General features: G+C 38.6%; 15 protein-coding genes and 1 pseudogene. 6 read left to right on the forward strand and 10 right to left on the reverse strand.

What is annotated here, in order from left to right; all coding sequences use genetic code 11:
* Nucleotides 1–111: 111 nt before the first annotated feature.
* Nucleotides 112–1281 (reverse strand): MFS transporter, encoded by a 1170-nt coding sequence (locus NSQ14_RS09335; protein WP_034770225.1) that lies wholly within the window; start codon nt 1279–1281, stop codon nt 112–114.
* 209 nt (nt 1282–1490) lie between these two features.
* Here NSQ14_RS09335 and clpB point away from each other — a divergent pair, with 209 nt between their 5' ends.
* Nucleotides 1491–4088 (forward strand): ATP-dependent chaperone ClpB, encoded by a 2598-nt coding sequence (gene clpB / locus NSQ14_RS09340; protein ID WP_346216266.1) that lies wholly within the window; start codon nt 1491–1493, stop codon nt 4086–4088.
* 260 nt (nt 4089–4348) lie between these two features.
* On the opposite strand, the pseudogene NSQ14_RS09345 reads toward clpB, so the two are convergent.
* The 4 genes and pseudogenes from NSQ14_RS09345 to NSQ14_RS09360 form a co-directional block, all read right to left on the reverse strand.
* Nucleotides 4349–5380, reverse strand: a pseudogene (locus NSQ14_RS09345) (tripartite tricarboxylate transporter substrate binding protein).
* A gap of 76 nt (nt 5381–5456) precedes the next feature.
* Complete coding sequence (locus NSQ14_RS09350; protein WP_428831592.1) at nt 5457–6962, reverse strand: tripartite tricarboxylate transporter permease; 1506 nt, start codon at nt 6960–6962, stop codon at nt 5457–5459.
* A gap of 29 nt (nt 6963–6991) precedes the next feature.
* Entirely contained in the window at nt 6992–7492 is a 501-nt protein-coding gene (locus NSQ14_RS09355; RefSeq protein WP_081912320.1) for a tripartite tricarboxylate transporter TctB family protein, read from the reverse strand.
* 375 nt (nt 7493–7867) lie between these two features.
* Nucleotides 7868–8038: a hypothetical protein gene (locus NSQ14_RS09360; protein ID WP_162835728.1), complete on the reverse strand. Its 171-nt coding sequence runs from the start codon at nt 8036–8038 to the stop codon at nt 7868–7870.
* A gap of 136 nt (nt 8039–8174) precedes the next feature.
* On the opposite strand from NSQ14_RS09360, the gene NSQ14_RS09365 reads away from it, so the two are divergent.
* Nucleotides 8175–9089: an SDR family oxidoreductase gene (locus tag NSQ14_RS09365; RefSeq protein ID WP_346216268.1), complete on the forward strand. Its 915-nt coding sequence runs from the start codon at nt 8175–8177 to the stop codon at nt 9087–9089.
* Between the two features lie 619 nt (nt 9090–9708).
* On the opposite strand, the gene NSQ14_RS09370 is transcribed toward NSQ14_RS09365, so the two are convergent.
* From NSQ14_RS09370 to NSQ14_RS09390, 5 genes are all read right to left on the reverse strand, one after another.
* Entirely contained in the window at nt 9709–11697 is a 1989-nt protein-coding gene (locus NSQ14_RS09370) for a hypothetical protein (RefSeq protein WP_231553321.1), read from the reverse strand.
* A gap of 197 nt (nt 11698–11894) precedes the next feature.
* On the reverse strand, nt 11895–12254 hold the full coding sequence (locus NSQ14_RS09375) for a hypothetical protein (protein WP_034770240.1): 360 nt from the start codon (nt 12252–12254) through the stop codon (nt 11895–11897).
* A gap of 20 nt (nt 12255–12274) precedes the next feature.
* Complete coding sequence (locus tag NSQ14_RS09380) at nt 12275–12931, reverse strand: ABC transporter ATP-binding protein (RefSeq protein ID WP_034770243.1); 657 nt, start codon at nt 12929–12931, stop codon at nt 12275–12277.
* A 223-nt stretch (nt 12932–13154) separates the two neighbouring features.
* Nucleotides 13155–14102: a HAMP domain-containing sensor histidine kinase gene (locus tag NSQ14_RS09385; RefSeq protein WP_346208528.1), complete on the reverse strand. Its 948-nt coding sequence runs from the start codon at nt 14100–14102 to the stop codon at nt 13155–13157.
* Between the two features lie 122 nt (nt 14103–14224).
* A complete protein-coding gene (locus NSQ14_RS09390; RefSeq protein ID WP_034770246.1) occupies nt 14225–14935 on the reverse strand; it encodes a response regulator transcription factor in 711 nt (236 codons plus the stop codon).
* 561 nt (nt 14936–15496) lie between these two features.
* Here NSQ14_RS09390 and NSQ14_RS09395 point away from each other — a divergent pair.
* From NSQ14_RS09395 to NSQ14_RS09410, 4 genes are all read left to right on the forward strand, one after another.
* Nucleotides 15497–16465, forward strand: a complete 969-nt coding sequence (locus NSQ14_RS09395) for a bile acid:sodium symporter family protein (protein WP_346216269.1) — start codon at nt 15497–15499, stop codon at nt 16463–16465.
* 479 nt (nt 16466–16944) lie between these two features.
* Entirely contained in the window at nt 16945–18312 is a 1368-nt protein-coding gene (locus NSQ14_RS09400) for a spore germination protein (protein WP_251241749.1), read from the forward strand.
* Nucleotides 18309–19403 (forward strand): GerAB/ArcD/ProY family transporter, encoded by a 1095-nt coding sequence (locus tag NSQ14_RS09405; RefSeq protein ID WP_346216270.1) that lies wholly within the window; start codon nt 18309–18311, stop codon nt 19401–19403. Before NSQ14_RS09400 ends, NSQ14_RS09405 begins: the two co-directional genes overlap by 4 nt.
* Nucleotides 19403–20518, forward strand: coding sequence for a Ger(x)C family spore germination protein (locus NSQ14_RS09410; RefSeq protein WP_346216271.1), 1116 nt, complete (start codon nt 19403–19405; stop codon nt 20516–20518). The genes NSQ14_RS09405 and NSQ14_RS09410 overlap by 1 nt, the downstream gene beginning before the upstream one ends.
* The last annotated feature ends 54 nt before the right edge of the window (nt 20519–20572 follow it).

The following is a 20572-nucleotide window of genomic DNA, read 5'->3' on the forward strand; positions in this document are numbered from 1 at the left end:
CTTATACCTTCATATACATTTCCAGCAAGGACGTAAATTCGATTTTGTCCGACTGCTTTGTCTTTCCTTTCGATTCATGTCTATCCGACCTGCTATTAGATCTTTCTAAATTTATCCTTCCATTTCCGTATCAGGGACAACAGTTTGCCGGGCTCGAAACGATACAATAATTGTTAAAACAGATAATAAGATTAAAATACTGCCCGCATAAGGATTTTCGTTAATCGATGCATGTTCAATCACCATCCCGCCAACAAATGATCCAGTTGCAACACCTAAATGGAGGGCTGAATTATTTAAGCTTTGCTGAATGGATGCCGTTTTTGGTGATGACTCAATCAAGTAACTTTGCATAGCCGGTGAAACTCCCCAGCTTAAAATTCCCCAAACAATTGAGGCGACAATAAATAAAGGAATTAATCCCGTTGTGTGGGGAATGATTAAAAATAATCCGGTAAAAAGTATCAATGAAATGACGATTGTCTTTTTGGAACCGAATAAATCGGCTAACGCTCCGCCAATTCCCCCGCCGCTGACCGCTGAAATGCCAAAAATAAAGTAGATAATACTAATCCATGTTCCATCAAGCCCCATAGTTTCTTGCAAAAAAGGTTTGAAATAACCATATAAAACTGTATGTCCGGCCATATATAAAAAGGTCGTTAATAGGGCAAAGAGAACTTTTCTGCTTTTTAGACTGGCTAATTGGATATGGAGCGGGACTTGTGACTCCGGCTCAATCCGACTCATCCATAAATAAACACCGATAATTGAAAAAAACGTCAAAACGGCAATCATAACAAATGGAGCTCGCCATCCGAAAGAATTCCCTAACACTAAACCAATTGGAATACCAAGCACCAATGCCCCACTTACCCCCATCGAGATGACACCAATTGCTCTCCCCCGGTATTGCGGTTCAACCATATTCGGCGCCATCACAAGACAAAGGATCGTTAATAATGCCCCACTGGTGGCACTGATGATACGACCGACGAACACGATTGCATAAGTTGGACTGAAAATTGTTATTATATTACCGAAGAGAAAAATCCAAAGACAAATCAGCATTAACCGTTTCCTCTCGATATTTGCTGTCAAAATTAATAACACCGGTGAAAGTAATGCAAAAATGAGAGCAAAAATGGTAATCAAATAACCGGCCTGACTGAGGCTTACATCTAAGTCTGCTGCTATAAGATCAAGAATACCACTTATGATTAGTTCAACCATCCCAACCACAAAAGCAATAATCATCAAAAAGTAAATCCGTTTATTCATTTTATAATTCCTTTCTATTTTATCTGAATATAATACTAATCATGTTTATGGGAGAAAACAAGAAATATAGATGTGATGATTTTTTGTCCATTTTTGAAGATAAATAAATACCCTTTTCCCACTCCAGTGTATTTCAGCTCATTTTGCTTTTTCAACGATAATCTTTTATAATTGAACTAAGGTCAAAAAAGGTCAAAGGAGCGGTTTATATGGATGTCAATCGTATGACGGAACGGATGCAGTCGGGAATCTTCCATGCACAAACCATTGCTAGTAATCGGCATCATCAAGAAATCGATGAAGTCCACCTGTATCTTGCGTTCATGCAAGACACAGACAATCTTGTCACCGCTATTCTCGAAAAATTGCATGCAAATAGTAACCTATTCAAACAGGGATTAGAAGCTTTAGCAAAGAAAAAACCTGTTGTCACCGGCAGCGGTGTGGAACAAGGAAACATATATATTTCCAACCAATTACAGCGTGTTTTTACCGAAGCTGAAAAAACAATGACCACCTTTAAAGATGAGTATTTATCAGTTGAACATATTCTTATTGCTTCTGTAACTTTGGAGACTGATGTCGGGAAACTCTTAAAAAATCAGGGGATCACCTTGCAAAAAGTATTAGAAGCTATAAGAGAAATAAGGGGGAATCAAAGAGTGACATCACCAAATCCGGAAAGTACATACAATGTTTTGGAAAAATATGGTCGAGACTTAGTTGCTGAGGTCCGATCCGGAAAGGTCGATCCGGTTATAGGTCGCGATAATGAAATACGGCAAGTAATTCGTATTTTGTCACGGAAAACGAAAAATAACCCGGTATTAATCGGTGAACCCGGTGTCGGGAAAACAGCCATTGTTGAAGGTTTGGCTCAAAGAATTGTTCGTCGTGATGTCCCTGAGGGTTTAAAGGATAAAACGATTTTTTCCCTTGATATGAGTGCGCTTGTTGCCGGGGCAAAATTTCGTGGTGAATTTGAAGAACGGTTAAAAGCTGTTTTGAACGAAATTAAGAAAAGTGAAGGAAAAATCATCTTGTTTATCGATGAATTGCATACTATCGTCGGTGCCGGAAAGACAGATAGTGCCATGGATGCGGGAAATATGTTAAAACCGATGCTTGCCCGAGGGGAATTGCATTGTATCGGGGCAACAACATTAGATGAACATCGACAATATATTGAAAAAGACCCGGCATTAGAGCGACGTTTTCAACCGGTTATCGTCCAAGAACCGGATGTTGAAGACACCATCTCAATTTTACGCGGCTTGAAAGAACGATATGAAATTCATCACGGCGTTAAAATCCATGACCGCGCACTGGTCGCGGCAGCAACCTTATCTAACCGTTATATTACCGATCGGTTTCTGCCGGATAAAGCGATCGACTTAATCGACGAAGCTTGTGCGATGATCCGGACTGAAATTGACTCGATGCCGCAAGAATTAGATGAAGTGACGAGGCGAGTCATGCAGCTCGAAATTGAAGAAGCGGCCCTTTCCAAAGAAGATGATCCGGTGAGTATGAGCCGCCTCGATGTTTTGAAAAAAGAACTGGCGGAACTTCGCGATCAAGCCAATGAAATGAAAGCGAAATGGCAGTTGGAAAAAGAAGGCATTCAGATGGTTCAGGATAAACGGGAACAACTGGAAAAACTACGTTGGGAACTGGAAAAGGCGGAAAATGAGTATGATTTGAATAAAGCTGCTGAACTAAGACACGGTCGGATTCCTGCATTAGAAAAAGAATTGCGGGAATTGGAGGAAAAAGTCCATGAACATGCAGAAAATCGATTGTTGCGTGAAGAAGTGACCGATGAAGAGATCGCCGAAATTGTTGCCCGCTGGACAGGTATTCCTGTGACAAAACTCGTTGAAAGTGAACGGGAAAAATTATTGCGACTGGAATCGATTTTACATGAACGAGTCATCGGACAAGATGAGGCTGTTCGGCTTGTGTCCGATGCGATACTTCGGGCAAGAGCCGGCATTAAAGATCCGAATCGGCCGATTGGATCCTTTATGTTCCTTGGTCCCACCGGTGTCGGGAAAACGGAACTTGCCAAGGCACTTGCCCAACATTTATTCGATAGCGAAGAGCATATCATCCGCATCGATATGTCCGAATATATGGAAAAGCATACCGTTTCAAGATTAATTGGTGCGCCGCCCGGATATGTCGGTTATGAACAAGGTGGTCAATTAACCGAAGCAGTAAGAAGAAATCCTTATTCGGTTGTTTTATTTGACGAGATTGAAAAAGCACATCCGGAAGTGTTCAATATATTATTGCAAATGCTCGACGATGGTCGGATTACTGATTCTCAAGGTCGTACCGTTGATTTTAAAAATACCGTGGTTATTATGACCTCAAATCTGGGATCACAATTTTTACTGGAGCGAGAACAAGGAACGGACGAAATTCGTTCAGAAGCTCGTGAACTGGTTATGGAGCAGTTGCGCAGTCATTTTCGTCCGGAATTTTTAAATCGTGTGGATGAAATTATTTTATTTAAACCTTTGACATTGGATAATATTAAAGGGATTGTTACCAAATTACTTAGCGAACTGCAGGAAAGATTGAAAGATCAACAAATTAAGCTGGAAATTTCAGATGAAGCGAAGGAATATATCGCTGAAAACGGATTTGACCCGGTTTTCGGTGCAAGACCATTGAAACGATTTATTCAACGTACGGTTGAGACGGAACTGGCAAGGAAAATAATCGCAAGAAAGGTACAAGAAAACGAGACGGTTGTAATTTCAATTGACAATGGTGAGTTGAAAATAGGGGTAAAATAAGTATTTAGAAAAACCGACCTGTTTTGGATAGTTCTGGCCGGTTTTTCTTTATGTTTATGACCTTATTAAGTTTTTCCTATTTTCGGGGAATTTTGTTGCTAATAAAGAAACGGTCTGCAATTGCCAGTGATTAAATGTTATTGCTGTTATATCGCCATTTGTGATTGTTCTTGATCCTTCTTAATCATTAGTAGTAGTTTTATTAGGGTTAATTCCTAGTTTTTGAAATTGTTCCCAAATCCATTTAACTTTCTTTTTCTTTATTTTCTAATCCCGGTTTTCTCTGCCAGTTCTGTATACCATTCCACTTCTTCTTGTACTTTTTTTGTAAAATCGGAACTGTTTAGGTAACCCGGTTGTAAATATATTTTTTCGAGCTGAGCTTGGAACTGTTTATCTTGTTGCATTTTTTCAATTGCTGCTTCCCATTTTTTTACAATATCTTTCGGTGTATCTTTTGGTAAAGAAATCCCGGTCCACCAGCTGACCGATAAGTTTGGGAAGCCGAGTTCTTCTGTTGTCGGTACATCCGGATAAAGCGGGCTTCGTTCTGAACCTTGAACAGCTAACACTTTCAATTTCCCCGATTCAACAAGGGAATACACTTCCCCTGCGTTGTGGACGGCCAAAATAACATGACCACCTGCTACTTTAGCAGCTGAATCACTGGCCCCTTCACTGGAGACCATTTGCGTTTTTGTATAGTCAACCCCAACTGAATCCAGCCATTCTGCAACACCAAAGCTGGAAAAACCGGCCGGACCGACGCTCGCCCATGTGAGTTGTTCCGGGTTTTCTTTTACCCACTCGGTAAATTCTTTTAAATCCTTCTAGGGTGCGTCACTTTTTACTGCATAAACTAACGGTGATTCGGCGACACGTGCAGCAAACTGATGGCTTTTAGCTGTTAATATAGGCTGAGTAGTCCCAGCTTCATACATGGTTGTAGAAGAATTGTTGTTCATGAGTACAGTATAGCCATCCGGTTTCGATTCCAACAGGGCATATTGGGCACCAACAATTCCTCCGCCTCCCGTTTTATTGACAACGACAACCGGTTGCCCCCACTCTTTACTTAAATAATCGGCAACGGCACGGGCAGCCAAATCCACGCCGCCACCTGCCGCAAATGGAACGACTAATTCAATTTGCCGGTTTGGATAATTACCCGAACTGGTTCCCTTTGTCTTCGCTGCGTTTGATTCTGTTGTGTTGTTTTGGACCGAGCATCCTGCTAAAATTGTAAAAATCACAATAATATTCATGAATAAAATAGGGATTAATTTTTTCATATTCACTTCTCCTCTGTTCCTTTTTTCAATACAATTTCACATTTATTTTTTATCGAGATCAACAAACTTGGATAACTTATGACATATCTTGTGATTCACCGGTTTCTTGAATCATTCTTCTTTTTGTTCTTTTGGTAAATAAGATGGAAATCATAAGGATAATGATTGAGCTTAATAATAAACCGAGTGAGATCGGTCTTTCCACAAAAATAAGTAGGTTCCCTGACGATATTTCCAAAGACTGAATAAATGATATTTCCATTTTTGGTCCTAAAACTAAACATAAGATGAAAGGAATAATCGGCCAATTGAATTTATGGAACAAGTAACCGAGAACGCCAAAAACAATCGCAACAAAACAGTCAAATAAACTATTGCGTACTGAAAATGCACCAAGTAGACTTATCATTAAAATAATCGGTGCCAAGATTCCAAACGGGACATCGGTTAGTTTTGCCCAAACTCCGACAAGCGGCAGATTTAAGATTAAAAGAATGACATTTCCGATAAACATACTTGCAATAACCGTCCAAACAAACTCACTGTTTTGCTCAAAAAGGATTGGTCCCGGGGTTAAGCCGTAAATCATGAAGGCTGCAAGTAAAACTGCCAGTGGTGGAGAAGAAGGAATCCCCAGTGAAAGGAGTGGAATAAAGCCCCCGGAACTTGTCGCATTGTTTGCCGATTCCGGGCCGGCTACCCCTTCAATCGCCCCATGACCAAATTTTTCCGGATGTTTGGAAACTTTTTTCTCAATATCATAAGAAAGAAAAGATGTAATGGTTGCCGAAAAACCAGGCAAAATTCCGAGAAAAAATCCAAGCAGGCTTCCACGTAAAATTGGCATTTTGCTATTTTTCAAGTCTTCCTTGGTCGGGAAAACTTTTTTAATTTTTTGCTGCTTAATTTTTATCCGACGCTCTTCAATTCCCTTCAGCACTTCGGTTATCGCAAATAAACCAATAATAATGCTGATCATTTCAAAACCCCCAACCAAAACCGGAAGACCAAAGTCAAATCGTGCCACACCCGAAGATAAACCAATTCCGACAAACGAAACAAGAAAGCCGCAAGCCCCCATAATCAATGATTTTATAAACGAATAACCGGAAATGTTAAATAAAATGAACAAAGCCATAAGCATTAAAACAAAATATTCGGGCGGACCGAATTTCAAAGCTTGATCTGCTAAAATTGGGGCAAACAATACAAGTCCGACGAGACCCAGTATTCCGGCAAAAAAAGAGTCAATCGCAGCAATCCCAAGCGCTGCACCGCCTCTTCCCTGCTTTGCCAGCGGATATCCGTCCAGTGTTGCCGGAACCGATGACGATTCACCGGGGATTTTCATTAAAATGGCTGTTGTCGAACCCCCGTACATTGCCCCGTAATAAATTCCGGCCATCATCATAATCCCTTGCACCGGTTCAAGGATCGTTGTCATTGGTAGTAAAATGGCAATTGCAGAAGTCGGACCGAGTCCTGGTAACACACCGACGAAAGTGCCAAGAAAGGAGCCGACCACAACGATGAATAAATTGAAAGGGGTCAACACAGCACCTAATCCGTTAAGCAAATACATGATTGAATCCAAGTATGAAATCCCCCTTTTTAAATTGATAATATTGGCGTAATAGGTAATGGTGTTTTTAATAAGGTGATAAACAAGTAGTACATAACTGCTGTAAAAATTAAGGCAAAGGCCATTGTCCATACCCATCGGTAGTTACCGATTACTTTAAGTAATAAAAGAAAGGCTATAAATGTGGTAACAAAATAGCCGAGGTAGTTCATACTGAAACAATACAGACATAATATCCCAATTGTATAAATCATTGTTTTTAATTGTTTATGATTTGGCATGACCACTTTTTCTTCTTTGTAAGGTAAGCAAAGGTAGAACAATCCTGTAACAATGAGGATGATTCCTATTATTGCAGGAAAGGCATGATCACCAATCAGTATGCCTGTGCCATAAGTATAAAGCCTGGATGCTTCCAGTGTCGCGAAAATTCCGAAAGCTATAGATACAACTCCACCGATTCGTCTAATAAGCAACGCGAAAATGATGTAACCCTCCTTCCCGGAACAATCATGTAGGATGTACTTCATCTGGGCGAGTATCTTCAATTGCCTATTTATTCTATATTCAACCGTCAGTCATTTGGGCACAAATAAATAAAAAATTTTGGGCAGGTTGGCAGTTTTACATGTTTTCGGAGCAACAAGATTATATGCCCTCCTCCTTAAAATTTTGTTTAAAGCAGATAGGTGTTATGGACGTATGGAACAATTAGGCTACCATGAAAAAACCATCTTCCTGTGGTGTAGCCTAGCGCTACATGGGGGACTGTGGAACAAAATGAATTGAAAATCAAGAAAAAATGTCTCATAGGCCCGTGCTATGGGACAAAGCATGCTGGAAAATCAGAAGAAATGTCCCATAGAGGCAATGTCCCTTTTTATCCTTTTCGAGATTTCCAATTTTTACAAGATCGGATAATATGCTTCATATCTTGGATTTGTGTAATAAGGGGGACGGACTCCAATACTTGGTAATTGAAAGGCGCGTGGATTATCATTATATAACACTCGTACCTTTCCAAAGCTTTCCGTAAGCAAAAGTAAATGGACATTCGGATTGAAATAGACCAACATATTCACCTCCTCCCTTATCATTTTTTCTAAAATATGTTCTCGTTTCAAATCATGTATCTCGTCCGAACACCATACAATGGCACAACAGCCCGGACAAATACATATAGTAACCTGAAAAAATTTTAAGGAGGTTGCCATGTTTAAAGATCAACAATCAAATTATCCTCAACTACCAAACTATGGGAAGATTACCCGTTTCCAAGATGTTCCCTTAACAGTTCCTGAACAGCGTCAATACCGCCAACCGGGGGTAGAGAGCTTAATGGTTCCTCGCCCGATTATTGAAAATCCGAATGAACATGGAAGTGGAAAACTGGAAGGAAAAGTAGCCCTTATTACCGGTGGAGATAGTGGAATCGGTGCAGCGGTTGCGATCGGTTTTGCAAAAGAAGGTGCAGATGTTGCCATTAGTTATTTAGATGAACATGAAGATGCGAATCTTACGAAACAGCGAATTGAAGAACTTGGCCGACGTGCCCTTTTACTCCCGGGGGATTTACGAGACAAGCAACAATGTGTTCACATCGTCCAACAAACGGTACAAACTTTTGGTAAACTCGATATTCTTTGTAATCATGTTGGTATCCAATTTCAACAATTAAGCCTTCTTGATATTACCGATGAACAATTTGATGACACATTCAAAGTTAATATCTATTCTCATTTTTATACAACGAGGGAAGCATTAAATTATTTAAAACCCGGAAGTTCAATTATTAATACAGCATCAGTTGTCGCATATGTCGGGAATGATCAATTAATCGATTATACCGCGACAAAAGCAGCAATTGTCGGTTTTACACGGGCATTGGCAAGAAACTTAGTAAAAAAAGGAATCCGTGTAAATGCGGTTGCCCCGGGTCGAATTTGGACACCGCTAATACCCGCAAGTTTTTCAGCAGATCAAGTTTCACTGGTGGATAACCCGATGGATCGGCAAGGACAACCGTTCGAACTGGCCCCTGCTTATGTTTTTCTAGCTTCCGATGATTCTCGGTTTGTTACCGGCCAGACCATCCACGTAAATGGTGGAGAATTTATCACATCCTAGCATTCAATATGTATTTATAAAAATTGTTTTCATCGCTATATAAAAACAACATGTATTAAGCAAGCTCAAAAAATCCGTCCATAACCTTTGACAAGGGTTGAGGGCTAAGAACATTCGTGTTTTTATAGATTAAATCAAAGGAGAAAAAATCTTAATTTCAATGTTAAAATCGTGAGTAGTCGTATACAAATCACTTATAACGGGAATGGATTTCATTCCTGTTTTGTTTTTGTGAACTTATATACTAAAATAGGTCCCACCATTGTTGGTTAATGTATAAAGTTTGATCCAAAATATCTCGCAGAACCTCATTTCAGGTTAAATAAAAAGAAGCCATTTCGAAAAAAGATTGATCAAAATGGCTTCTTATCTATTAAATTTAAGTTTTAGTTTTATTAAAAAGTTTGATCATTTTAGTGACCTTTATGCCATAAAAGAGCCTGTTAATGGAATAGCTATTTAATATTTTATCACAATTAATATGTATGATTATATCTATTTGATTACGATAAAATATCGTTGTAATCGAGCAGAAGGAGGGGCATTAACTCGTCCTCCCACACCCACTATATATGCCCTTCAGTACACGGAATTTCATTTAAGTTCATCTTCTTTAACATCAAATTCGACGTCTACTAACTCCATTAAAACACCAACGGGCAGCTACAAAATGACTTAGCGGAACAATAAGCAATCCGTATGCCGCAGTCACAAGTACAATTTCTATGGCATTAGGTCTTTGTATCATGATAACGATAATCACAAGTATGATTCCCACAAGCAGTTCTTTGACCACACGGCTCTGAAGGATTCGCATCCAAGATCGGCCTGCCAACCGTAATGGGAAGTCACGTTTTGCCCGTAATGTTGCGGTAATCAACGCACTGATTGCAGTAGCAACACCGAAAGCAACCGCCAGTGCAATCAGCGAAAGATTCTGCAACCACACAAGGTATACTGCGAACTGCGCTTGTAGTATGCCCTCTTCGGCAATGTAAATAACTTCCAGTTCGCTTTTGATCCCTCGATCACGTAGCGCATGGACATCTAGGCTGTGTCGTTCTAATAATTGTTTCGTAGCAGTTACACCAGTGAACACTATGTTGTTACTCGAGATCATGGATGTCAAGGTAGAATCATTAAAGGTGTCGTACAGCGAAGGAACGACAGCGAACAGGATATCATCTCCAAAGTGGAGACTTTGGCCTCCTCCCCCTTGAGCCACTGGAAGTCGGGATCCCTCGACCGGTTGGAGGAATTGTAATTGTTCGATTAGATTCTTGGGTTGCCCTTCTCGTTCCAGAATATCAATTTCTTCTTGAATTTCTTGAAAAAGCTCCTCTGAAATGTTGTGGTGCGAAACAGGCGTTACAATCGGCTTTTTTGCACCCGTAGTGACTAAGTCAAGCCAACGCTGGTTTACGAAAGAGACCGCAGAGTATCTACCGAAATCAACCGATGGCCGCATTTCCTTAGTGTAAGTATAGGAAAGTGCTACTGCTTCAATCGATTCCGCATCCTTTACCATCTCCCCAATCATTGGCTCCATTTGATCCATTTCGCCAATGTCTGTTTCGAACACAATTGACACTTGGTCTGCAAGCCTTTTCCACTGTGCCATTTCAGTTGCCTTAGCAGATGAGTGTTTATATGCAGACCAAGCGGGAGCAGCAGTAGCCACCACTAAAACGAACGTTAGCACCCGGATCACAATTGCAACCGATCGTAAGTTCTTTACAGCTGGTTGTCTAGTGGCAAACATAACAGCACTCGGCCATGTAGTGGCTGACATAATAAGTGCAGCAAGTATGGATATGGCAATAACAACGACTTGAAGACTAATCAGAACTTCGAGGAAGGTACTGACGTACATCCAGCCATGAAAAATACCCACGTAGATTGCTGCAACAATAGCCACAGTTCCCGCCGAAACGAGTAACGCCACACCAAACTCTGTAAGATCCTGCATCTGAATCCGCCCAATCGGAGACCCGCCTAAAACCCTAAGGGCGCGTCCCCGCGCCCTCACTGACAACCAGAACAGCACAAGCGATGAAATCAGCGCAATCGATGCAAGAATTACGGTTGTAAATCCTCTTTCTTTCACCACGAATACAAGACTATCCAAGATTGAGGCATCCCTGCGGCTAACCTCTACCCCCGCATCTTTCAAAATGTCTACAAACTCATTTAAACGGGAAGTATTGCCAGTCACAAGGTATAATCCATCAGGATAGGAATTGGCAAGCCGATCTTTACCAACAATTTTGCCTGCTTTGTCGCCGTTAAACCAAGTAAATTCTTCAGGCAGACCTTCATCGTTAAGCGTAACAAAAATCTCTCCATCTCCATCACTTGCAAGATCTGGGGCGATCTTGACCAGTCCAAGGTCCAAGCGTGTATCGAGTTCTTCTAACTTCGAAAACGCTTCAGTGATAGAGTAACCCGATTCGTTGAAGCTAAGATTAAGCCTGCTTTCGCTCCCAATAGCTTGTGGGAAGTCTCGATCATTCAGGTCGGTAATGATTGCAGCCAAAAGTGCAAGTAAAGTAAACAACGCTACCGAAACAACCACTATGATACGTTTATACATATTCATCTCACTCATTCACCCTTCTTTCTTTTTGAAGCTTTTATCCGTTGGCTACTACTCGTCATCGCCTTCTTTTCATAAATTAAGGAACCAAGCAGCTATATCAACGCTATGGGTGGTGTAGATAACAGGCGCCATGTTTAATGATTTTGGGCAACTAGTCATGCAATAGCACTGGAGACAACGTTTTAGGTTATTAGTTGAAAGGCTGGTCAGCGCTTCTTCAAATGAACCGGAACTCCAAATCCTTCACTGCGAGAGAGTAAGTTACTTATGGCATCACGTTCGGATTTCAAATCATAGCTCACCAAAATGAGCCCCCGTTCCTGATCATCTTGACACGGCTTACCCACTTCCACTTTAATCCCATCTCCCAGCTTTTCTATTTCTTTGGCTAAATTTTCGTGATTGTCCAAAGCAGCAGTGGCCTCTGCAACGGATGGCAGCTGATCACAAGGAGGGTGCGTGTCTTTTGGTGATCCCGTTATCCAACCGTTCAGAAACGCAAAGGCTCCCACTACCATTAGCAAACCAACAATTACACTAATAATTATCTTAGAAGTTGATTTCATCAGTATCCTCCTTGTGTTCTTTAGTTAATGTTACGAGCTTTGGAACCGACCTGATGCATGGCGCTGCATGCACCAATCATTTCGGAATCATGCGTTGACACAATGACCGTCCTGCCACGCACAGCAAAGTCCGTAAGCAGTTCGATGACCTTACGCCGGTTAGCTGCATCAAGTGAAGCAGTTGGCTCATCAACAAATAGGACATCAGCATTCTTGTAGATGGCACGAGCCAAAGCAAGTCTTTGCTTTTCGCCTCCACTCAGGTGTCCGGCCAACTCATGTTCTCTACCTTTTAGACCCGTCTGTTCGAGTGATTGTTTCATCTGTTCTTTGTTTCCCGAGACACGTCGTCCAAGGATACTCGCCTCCATTGTGACATTGAATGCAACCGACTCTTCATCGATAATTCCGTAATCCTGAAGTACGAATGCTGCGTGATCTCGCCAGAACCGACGTCGTGCCGCAATGCTATACCTCGTGACATCGTTCCCGTCAATCATGATGCTACCCTTATCAACCGGCAGCAACAATCCGAGGCAATGCAGGAGTGTGGTCTTTCCCGAACCACTCGCACCAACGAGGGCGGTCATAATACCGGGCTTACAGCGAACGGACTCACCATCAAGTACAAGCCGTCCACCTATTGCTACTGAAATGTCTTGAGCTTCAATTAACATTTGCACCACTCCCAAATTCGACATCTATTGCGAACATTGCCAGCAAAGTGAATATCATTTTGATTGTTTGGTTCAAAGCTTTCTTTTTTTGCTTATACAAAGTTTTTTTCATTTATTTCATTCCTCTCAATTCAGTAATGAATGTATCACCGCGAACAATCAGTTCTATACGTAGTATAGGGTAAAAAAATAAACACCATTGAAATGGTGTCTTAACAGAACCTTAATTTTTGCAAGGAAATAAAATTTTTATCTTCGTCCCTTTATTCGGCTCACTTTCGACTTTAACCTGCCCCCCTTGTTTTTCAATAAACTGTTTGGCAATGGACATTCCCAACCCTGACCCAAGATGGGATTTGTCCGTCGTCGTACCCCTGTAATATTGATTAAATAACTGTTGAATTGTTTTATCATCCATTCCGATACCATCATCTTTAATTTCTATTAAAGGGGAACCTTCTATAGTTTTTATGGAAACAGTAATCGTTGTTTCAGGAGGATTATGATAAATAGCATTCATAATGAAATTTTCTAATGATCTTTTTAATAAAGTCTGATCAAAAGATAATAAAATATCGCCTTCATCCTCGACGTTTAAATGAATAGGATAGTCATTAGCTGTCGGATACTGACGAAGATCTTCCAAAACATTTTTTACAAAAGTGACAAGATTCATGGTACGTAAATTCAAAGGAATTTGCATTTTCTCAAACTCATAAACAACACTTAAATCATCAATTAATTGCTCCATATATAATGATTTTTCTTCAACAATTTTAGCAAATTCCTTAATTTCCTCTTCATCCCATTTATGTTCGGAACGAAGCATGGCTGCGTAACCTTTTATGTAAGATAACGGTGTTTTTAAGTCATGTGTCACACCCGCAGTCCAGTTCTTCCTAGTTTCTTCAAGTTCTTTTCGTTCCTTTTCCGCCGCATTTAGTTGATCTGTTAAACCATCGAGCTTTGATTTAAGTTCCAAAAACGGACTAAACCTTATCTTATTTAAAGAAAAATTCTTTATTGTATCAGGTTTATTAAAGACCCCAAGTGATAATTGGTCAATCCAGCGTATAAAAAAGAAAAGAGGTTTCCTGATTTGGCGGTCGATAACAAGGCCAGTCAGAATAAGTATTCCAATGAATAATAGCGGGAATAAAACATATGTCACCAAGCCATTAATTCCTAAGGGGGTGTTTAATAGGTTAAGGAGTGAAAATCCGGTTATAAAAAAAAGAGCACCTAAGGCTAAAAAAACTATTATTAATATCAATGAAATTTTGGTTTCTAATTTCATTGGGGACTCCTTTGGTTTTCATGATTTAGCATGTAACCCAATCCCCTGACATTGATTAAATACTCCGGATGTTTAGGGTCTTTTTCAATTTTTTGACGCAGGCGACTAATATGGACCATAACCGTATTTTCTTTCCCCACAATACTATAATCTCCCCAAACTTTTTCATATAGATAATCTACTCTAAAAACCTGATTAGGATGCTGGCACATGAATTTTAGTAATTGAAACTCCTTGGCTGGACAATTCACTTCTTTTCCATCTACAATTAACTTTGCTTGGTCATAATACAATGCAAACCGTTCTGTTTGAAACACCTTTGCCATCCCAGTCATTGCTTTCCTTTGACGGTGTAGAATGGCCTTGATTCGTGCAGCCACTTCAAGGGGATTAAAAGGTTTCGTTATATAATCATCACCACCCATAGAAAACCCGGTTAATTTGTCAATATCGGTAGTACGTGCAGTCAAAAAGATAATGGGAACATCTGATATTTCTCTAATTTGTTGACATAAATCGAAACCGTTTGTATCAGGTAGCATGACATCGAGCAATATCAAATCAATTCTGTGTTCCTTAACACTTTTCAATGCCTCAGTACCCGACTCTGCTTGGTATATCTCTTTAAATCCTTCCTTATCTAACAATCGTTTTAGCATTTTAATTAATCCTACTTCGTCTTCTATAATGAGTATACTTTCATCCACATTTTCCCACCTCGTTTTTATAAAAATACCTTATATCAATTTGACTTTTTCTATTTGGAAATTGGTCCACGCTTGCTTTCTTAGCCTTAGCAATGGTAGAATCTCTCCATTTTTTGCTTTTTGATCTTTCTTTTGTTGATTTTATGAATCCAATGTTTTTTGCCATTGTTTTAGATATCTTTTCCCCTGTTAAAAATGAGATCTTTAAACAAAGTTTATAATCTACTCCAATACCGTTCCTCGACCTTGTTTAATCCACTGTTCAATTTCAGATGTTCTTTTTCTTTTCGACATAAAAACACCCCTTTAGATAATCATATCCAAAGGGATATAACGGTGCAAATTTTTAATAAAACATCGCGACTTTATTTAAAAACAACAACCATGCTAGCCTTGTTGGAAAATAATACTATCATTTATTAAGAACTGTCCCTTTTCCCATTGAAATTTTGACTTGAACTGTTATAATAAATTTCATTGAATCTAATCGGAATAATTAGTTTTGTATCTAGTCGGATTGTCTTCATTGACAGGCTGAAATTTTATGAGGAGACGGTTCAAATGTTACAACAAATCAATCGTATACTTGAACGGATGATGCCGTTTATTACACCGACAAGTGTTGTGTTAGGCGTCTTATTTTCTAGTATTCTGCAAGATTATACTTTTCTTGTCCCTTGGTTATTTGCTTTTATGACCTTTGAAGGTAGTCTCAGTATGAATTTTCGAGCCATCAAAGGAGCTGTTCTTCACCCGCTCCCCGTTATTATTTTGCTTTTATTTCTTCATATAGTTATGCCGTTTTGGGCGTGGTCGGTCGGACATATCGTATTTTCCGACGATATTTTTACCATTACCGGTCTTATCCTCGGCATGGTGATTCCGACTGCCATCACGAGTTTTATTTGGACGGCCATGAAACAAGGGAATACTGCATTATCGTTAGCGCTAATCTTAATTGATTCATTGCTTTCACCTTTTATCGTCCCTCTTAGTTTATCTAATTTTGTTGGGAAAAATATTGAAATGGATATCTCAAGCATGATTTCGGGATTGTTTTTTATGATTGTTTTGCCGTCCATTTTTGGGATGGTACTTAATCAGATGACAAATGGTAAAATGAGCACAGTTTGGAAGCCGAGATTCGCCCCCATTTCCAAACTATTTCTTGGATTAGTTGTTATGCTAAACAGTTCAGAAGTAGCACCATATTTTAAAAATATTGATTTAAAGTTAATTATTATTATCTGTACGGCGTTTTTTATCGCAATGTCGAGTTATTTTTTCGCTTACCTTATCAGTCGATTGTTAAAATATGATCATGAAACAATTACCGCTTTTACGTTTTTAGGTGGTATGCGCAATATTAGTGCCGGTGCTGTTATTGCCCTTTCTTATTTTCCGTCAGCTGTCGTCCTGCCAGTTGTTGTCGGCATGCTTTTCCAACAAATATTGGCATCACTTTATGCAACATTCTTAGATAAAGTATTTAGTCATCATCATAGAAAAGTAAAAAGTGTTCAAGTTTAGAAATCCGGATGTTAATTGCAAATGAAGAAGGTGCGCCGGAACACCTTCTCTTTTAATGTTTAACAAAGTTTATATTTGCCAGACAATCATTCTCCCCATCACGTTTCCCATTTTCAGTATAAATTGTGCATTTTTGTATAAACTATCCCCATCATCCCCTTTGTCCCACCTTTACGGGCAGTAGATTCCACCTCGACTTCAAATTTTTCAAGTTTACAAAGAAGATGGGGGAGAGAATCAACTGCCCGTGAAGGTCCGATTGGTCCAACTAATTACCAGTGGGAGATGCAGAATCCCCCACTGATGGAATTTTCACTTTATCCCGCACGAACGGGCATTAAATCTTCCTCTTTTACCTTTAATAAATATTTTACGTTGCAATGGTGGAAGATAAGTGCCCGTATGTGCCCAATTGGTTCAACTACTTATCAGAAGGGCTTGCCCCACCGATAGTCACTTTATAAATGAGGAGGGATAGATTGCAAACCAAAAAGAAAAAAACTACGAGTCAAACAAATTTGATTGACTTATTGGCCGAAAAGCTGGAACCAAGTTTTGATATTATCAATCAAAAATTACAAACCGACAATATAACAGTCCACCTTCTTTATTTAAAAACCGTCGTTGATAATGACCAAATACAAAATTATATCATCAAACCTTTTTTTGAAATGGGTTCAATACAACTATTTGATTCTTACATAGCTTCTCTTCCACAAAATAACAAAATCGAAACGAACGAGAAAGTACTGTCGCAATTAAGCAGAGGAAGTGTACTTGTTCAAATACAAGAACAAAATTATTTACTTGATTTAAAAAAAATAACAACTAATTTGGTATTGGAAACAAATATCGAGCCAACAATTCAGGGACCGGAATTAGGCTTAAGTGAAGATATCCAAACGAATTTAAATATCATTCGACATCGTTATCATAATATTTCATTAAAGATTGAAACGCATCAAATTGGAACAAGTAATAATCAAACATTGGCTATATTATATGATCAAGAAAATGTCAACGATTCGGTTCTAAAAAATTTACAAGAGAAAGTGAAAAATTTGAAGCACTCTGTTATTTTATCCAGTTCAGAATTACAGCGACTTTTGAATGACAAAAAATGGACATTTATGCCGATTATGATGATAACAGAAAGATCAGATCGGGTCATCCAAAATATCGCTGGCGGAAAAGTGGTCTTAATTTTAGACGGAACCCCTAATGCAATTATTGCACCTTCCGTATTCTTTGACTTTATGACATCGATGGATGATAAGTATTTACCGTTTGGGGTTTCAAAATTTTTAAAGGTACTTCGTTATTTTGGTTTATTTATTTGTTTACTGTTACCGGGCGTTTATGTAGCAGTTACCTCCTATAACCCGGAAGTTTTGCGCTCAGAATTGGCCTTTTCTGTTGCAGGCAGTCGGGTCGGTGTTCCATTTCCTTCTTTTATTGAGGTATTATTCCTTCTCGTCTTTATGGAATTATTGACTGAGGCCAGTATTCGTTTGCCCAGAGCAGTCAGTGGAACAGCAACAACGGTTGGCGGTTTAATTTTAGGTACGGCTGCCACAGAAGCTGCCCTTACCTCAAATATTATGGTTATCATTGTCTCTGCCGTTGCGATTGCAACCTTTGCTATCCCAATTAACGAAATGAGTTTTGCGATTCGAATAGTTCGTTATGTTTTATTGTTTTTTGGGACAACTGCAGGCATTACCGGTTTAATTTTATCTTTTTTAGCATTTGTTCTCTATTTAACCAATTTGGAAAGTTTTGGTGAGCCATATTTAAAATTATTTGTTCAACGAAAAAAAGTTGAAACAAAAGGTGTCAAATCATGAAACGATATGTTTTTTATCTCATAATAGTCAATATGTTATGGTACAGTATTTCTGCAGGTCATAAAGTTTTACTTGATTTAAGAGAACAGGGCTCGCTTCTTTCAATTGTTCTATCGCCGCTTTTTGGTTTTATGTTTTTAATTGGATGGATTCACTTTTTTCAAACTATACCGGGAAAGGACTTGCCTGACCAGCTCCTAAAATATTTCCCTAAATGGTTAACAAGAACCATACTAGGAATTATTTCCATTATGTGGTTTTTTGCCGGCTTGATCTCGTTAATTTCGTTTGTTTTTACACTAAAGAGATTTCTGACACCTGAAACACCTGCAATTTTCATAACAATTATCTTTTTGACGTTCATCACATTCGGCATCCTTTTGCAGACAAAAAGTATACTTTACACGATCGAAATTGTGCTACTGATTACCTTTCCATTTTTAATTCTTCTTATTCTTAAAGCATTAACTAGCAGCGAATTTGAACTTGATTTTGTTAAGGAAGCAGTCATGCATATCAATCATTTTCCAAGTTTCTCAGCGATCGCTAATTCATTCTATGTATATTTAGGAGTATCAAATTTAATTATTTTTAACAATCAGTTTCAGCAACATGACTTTACGTTTAAATGGAAAGATTATCTGATTGCTGTATTACTCTGCCTTGGTACATTGTTTGTTAGCTTTTTCATTCCTATTGGACTTCTCGGTTATGAAAATATCGATACGATTCCTTATCCGATGATGACTGCCAGTGATACGCTTAGAATGCCACTTGGAATTATCGAGCGTGTACTTTATATTGCATTAACCGTTTCCTTCTTCACTACATTTTTAAGCATTCTTGTTCATTGGCATGTTGTCGTTCAAATAGCAAAAAAGTTGATAATGACAAAGAAAAATATTCACCAACCGATAAATTGGTTACTCGGGTTAATTATTGGAACGTTTTGGATAATTAGTATTTATTTGATTAACGTGATTAATGAATATCAGTTGATAACCTTTTCTAAGTTATTTAATAACATGTTGCCGTTTTTCTTTTTTACAATGATACTGCTTTTCCAATATTTAAAAAGGAGAGCAAGATAATGAATAAGCGATTTAGATTTGTTCACTTTCTTTTCATCCTTTTCTTGAGTATTTCGTTTCTATCAGGATGTGCCTTTCGTGACATTGATAATAGAGCGTTTGTCTTAGCGATTGCAGTGGATGATTCCGGTGACACGAAGAAACCATATAAAGTAACAATAAAGGTAGTTATACCATCCGGGAATATTAAACAAGAAGGGGTAAAATATGCGTTTTTTTCAGAAAAGGGCGTGAGTATATCAGAAGCATTAGCATTAATAAGAGCTACCATTGATAAGGATATTGATTTTTCTCATACAAAAATTATTATCGTAAGTAAAAGTTTATTAGACCGAAACTTGGGAAATGTAACAGATTTTTTCCATCGGAGAAGAGATATTCAATTAGTGTCTTGGATTGGTATTGCCGAAAAAAGAGCCAAGGATATACTTAAAATGGAACCAAAATCACAATCATCAGTCACAACACCGTTATTCAATTTCTTTAGCAGAACAGCGGTTCAATCACCTTATATCACTCCGATGTATTTGTTTGATTTCAGGAGACAGCAAATTGAAACCGGCATTGACCCCGTTTTACCGATTATAAAAATTGATAAAAAAGAAAAAAGATGTGTTATCCATCGTGCTCTTGTTATCGGAGACGGAAAGTATGTCGAGTTAACTCCTCAACAAACGATGATATATAATATTTTACGAGGGAATATAGAAAGATTTAATGCAGAAATAAAAGAAAAAAATGGGAAATTTAAATATGGGGTATTTATTGATTCAACGAGTATTTACTATAAAATTAATCGTGAAAATAGTAAACAACCGATTATAAATTATAAAATTCGCCATCAAGGCATTCTTGAAGAATCATCCAAGTATACGGAATCGAACCTCCTTAAGGAATATGGGAAAGAAACAAGTAAAATAGCCAAAAAAATGATTTTAGAATTATTAACTTATTTTCAAAAACAAAATGTTGACCCACTTGGATTTGGCTTACGTTATAAAGCAACAAATCTTCATACAGGTGATACGTATAAAGATTGGGAAAGCTTATATCCACAGGCGAAATTCACTTTAGATATTAATGTAAATATTATAAGTACCGGAAAGATGGAATAATCATTATTCAACATAAAGTCTGTAAGAATACCGCCCCTACAGACTATTTTTTTG

Source organism: Caldifermentibacillus hisashii (assembly GCF_039654145.1).
Classification (GTDB): Bacteria; Bacillota; Bacilli; order Bacillales; family Caldibacillaceae; genus Caldifermentibacillus; species Caldifermentibacillus hisashii.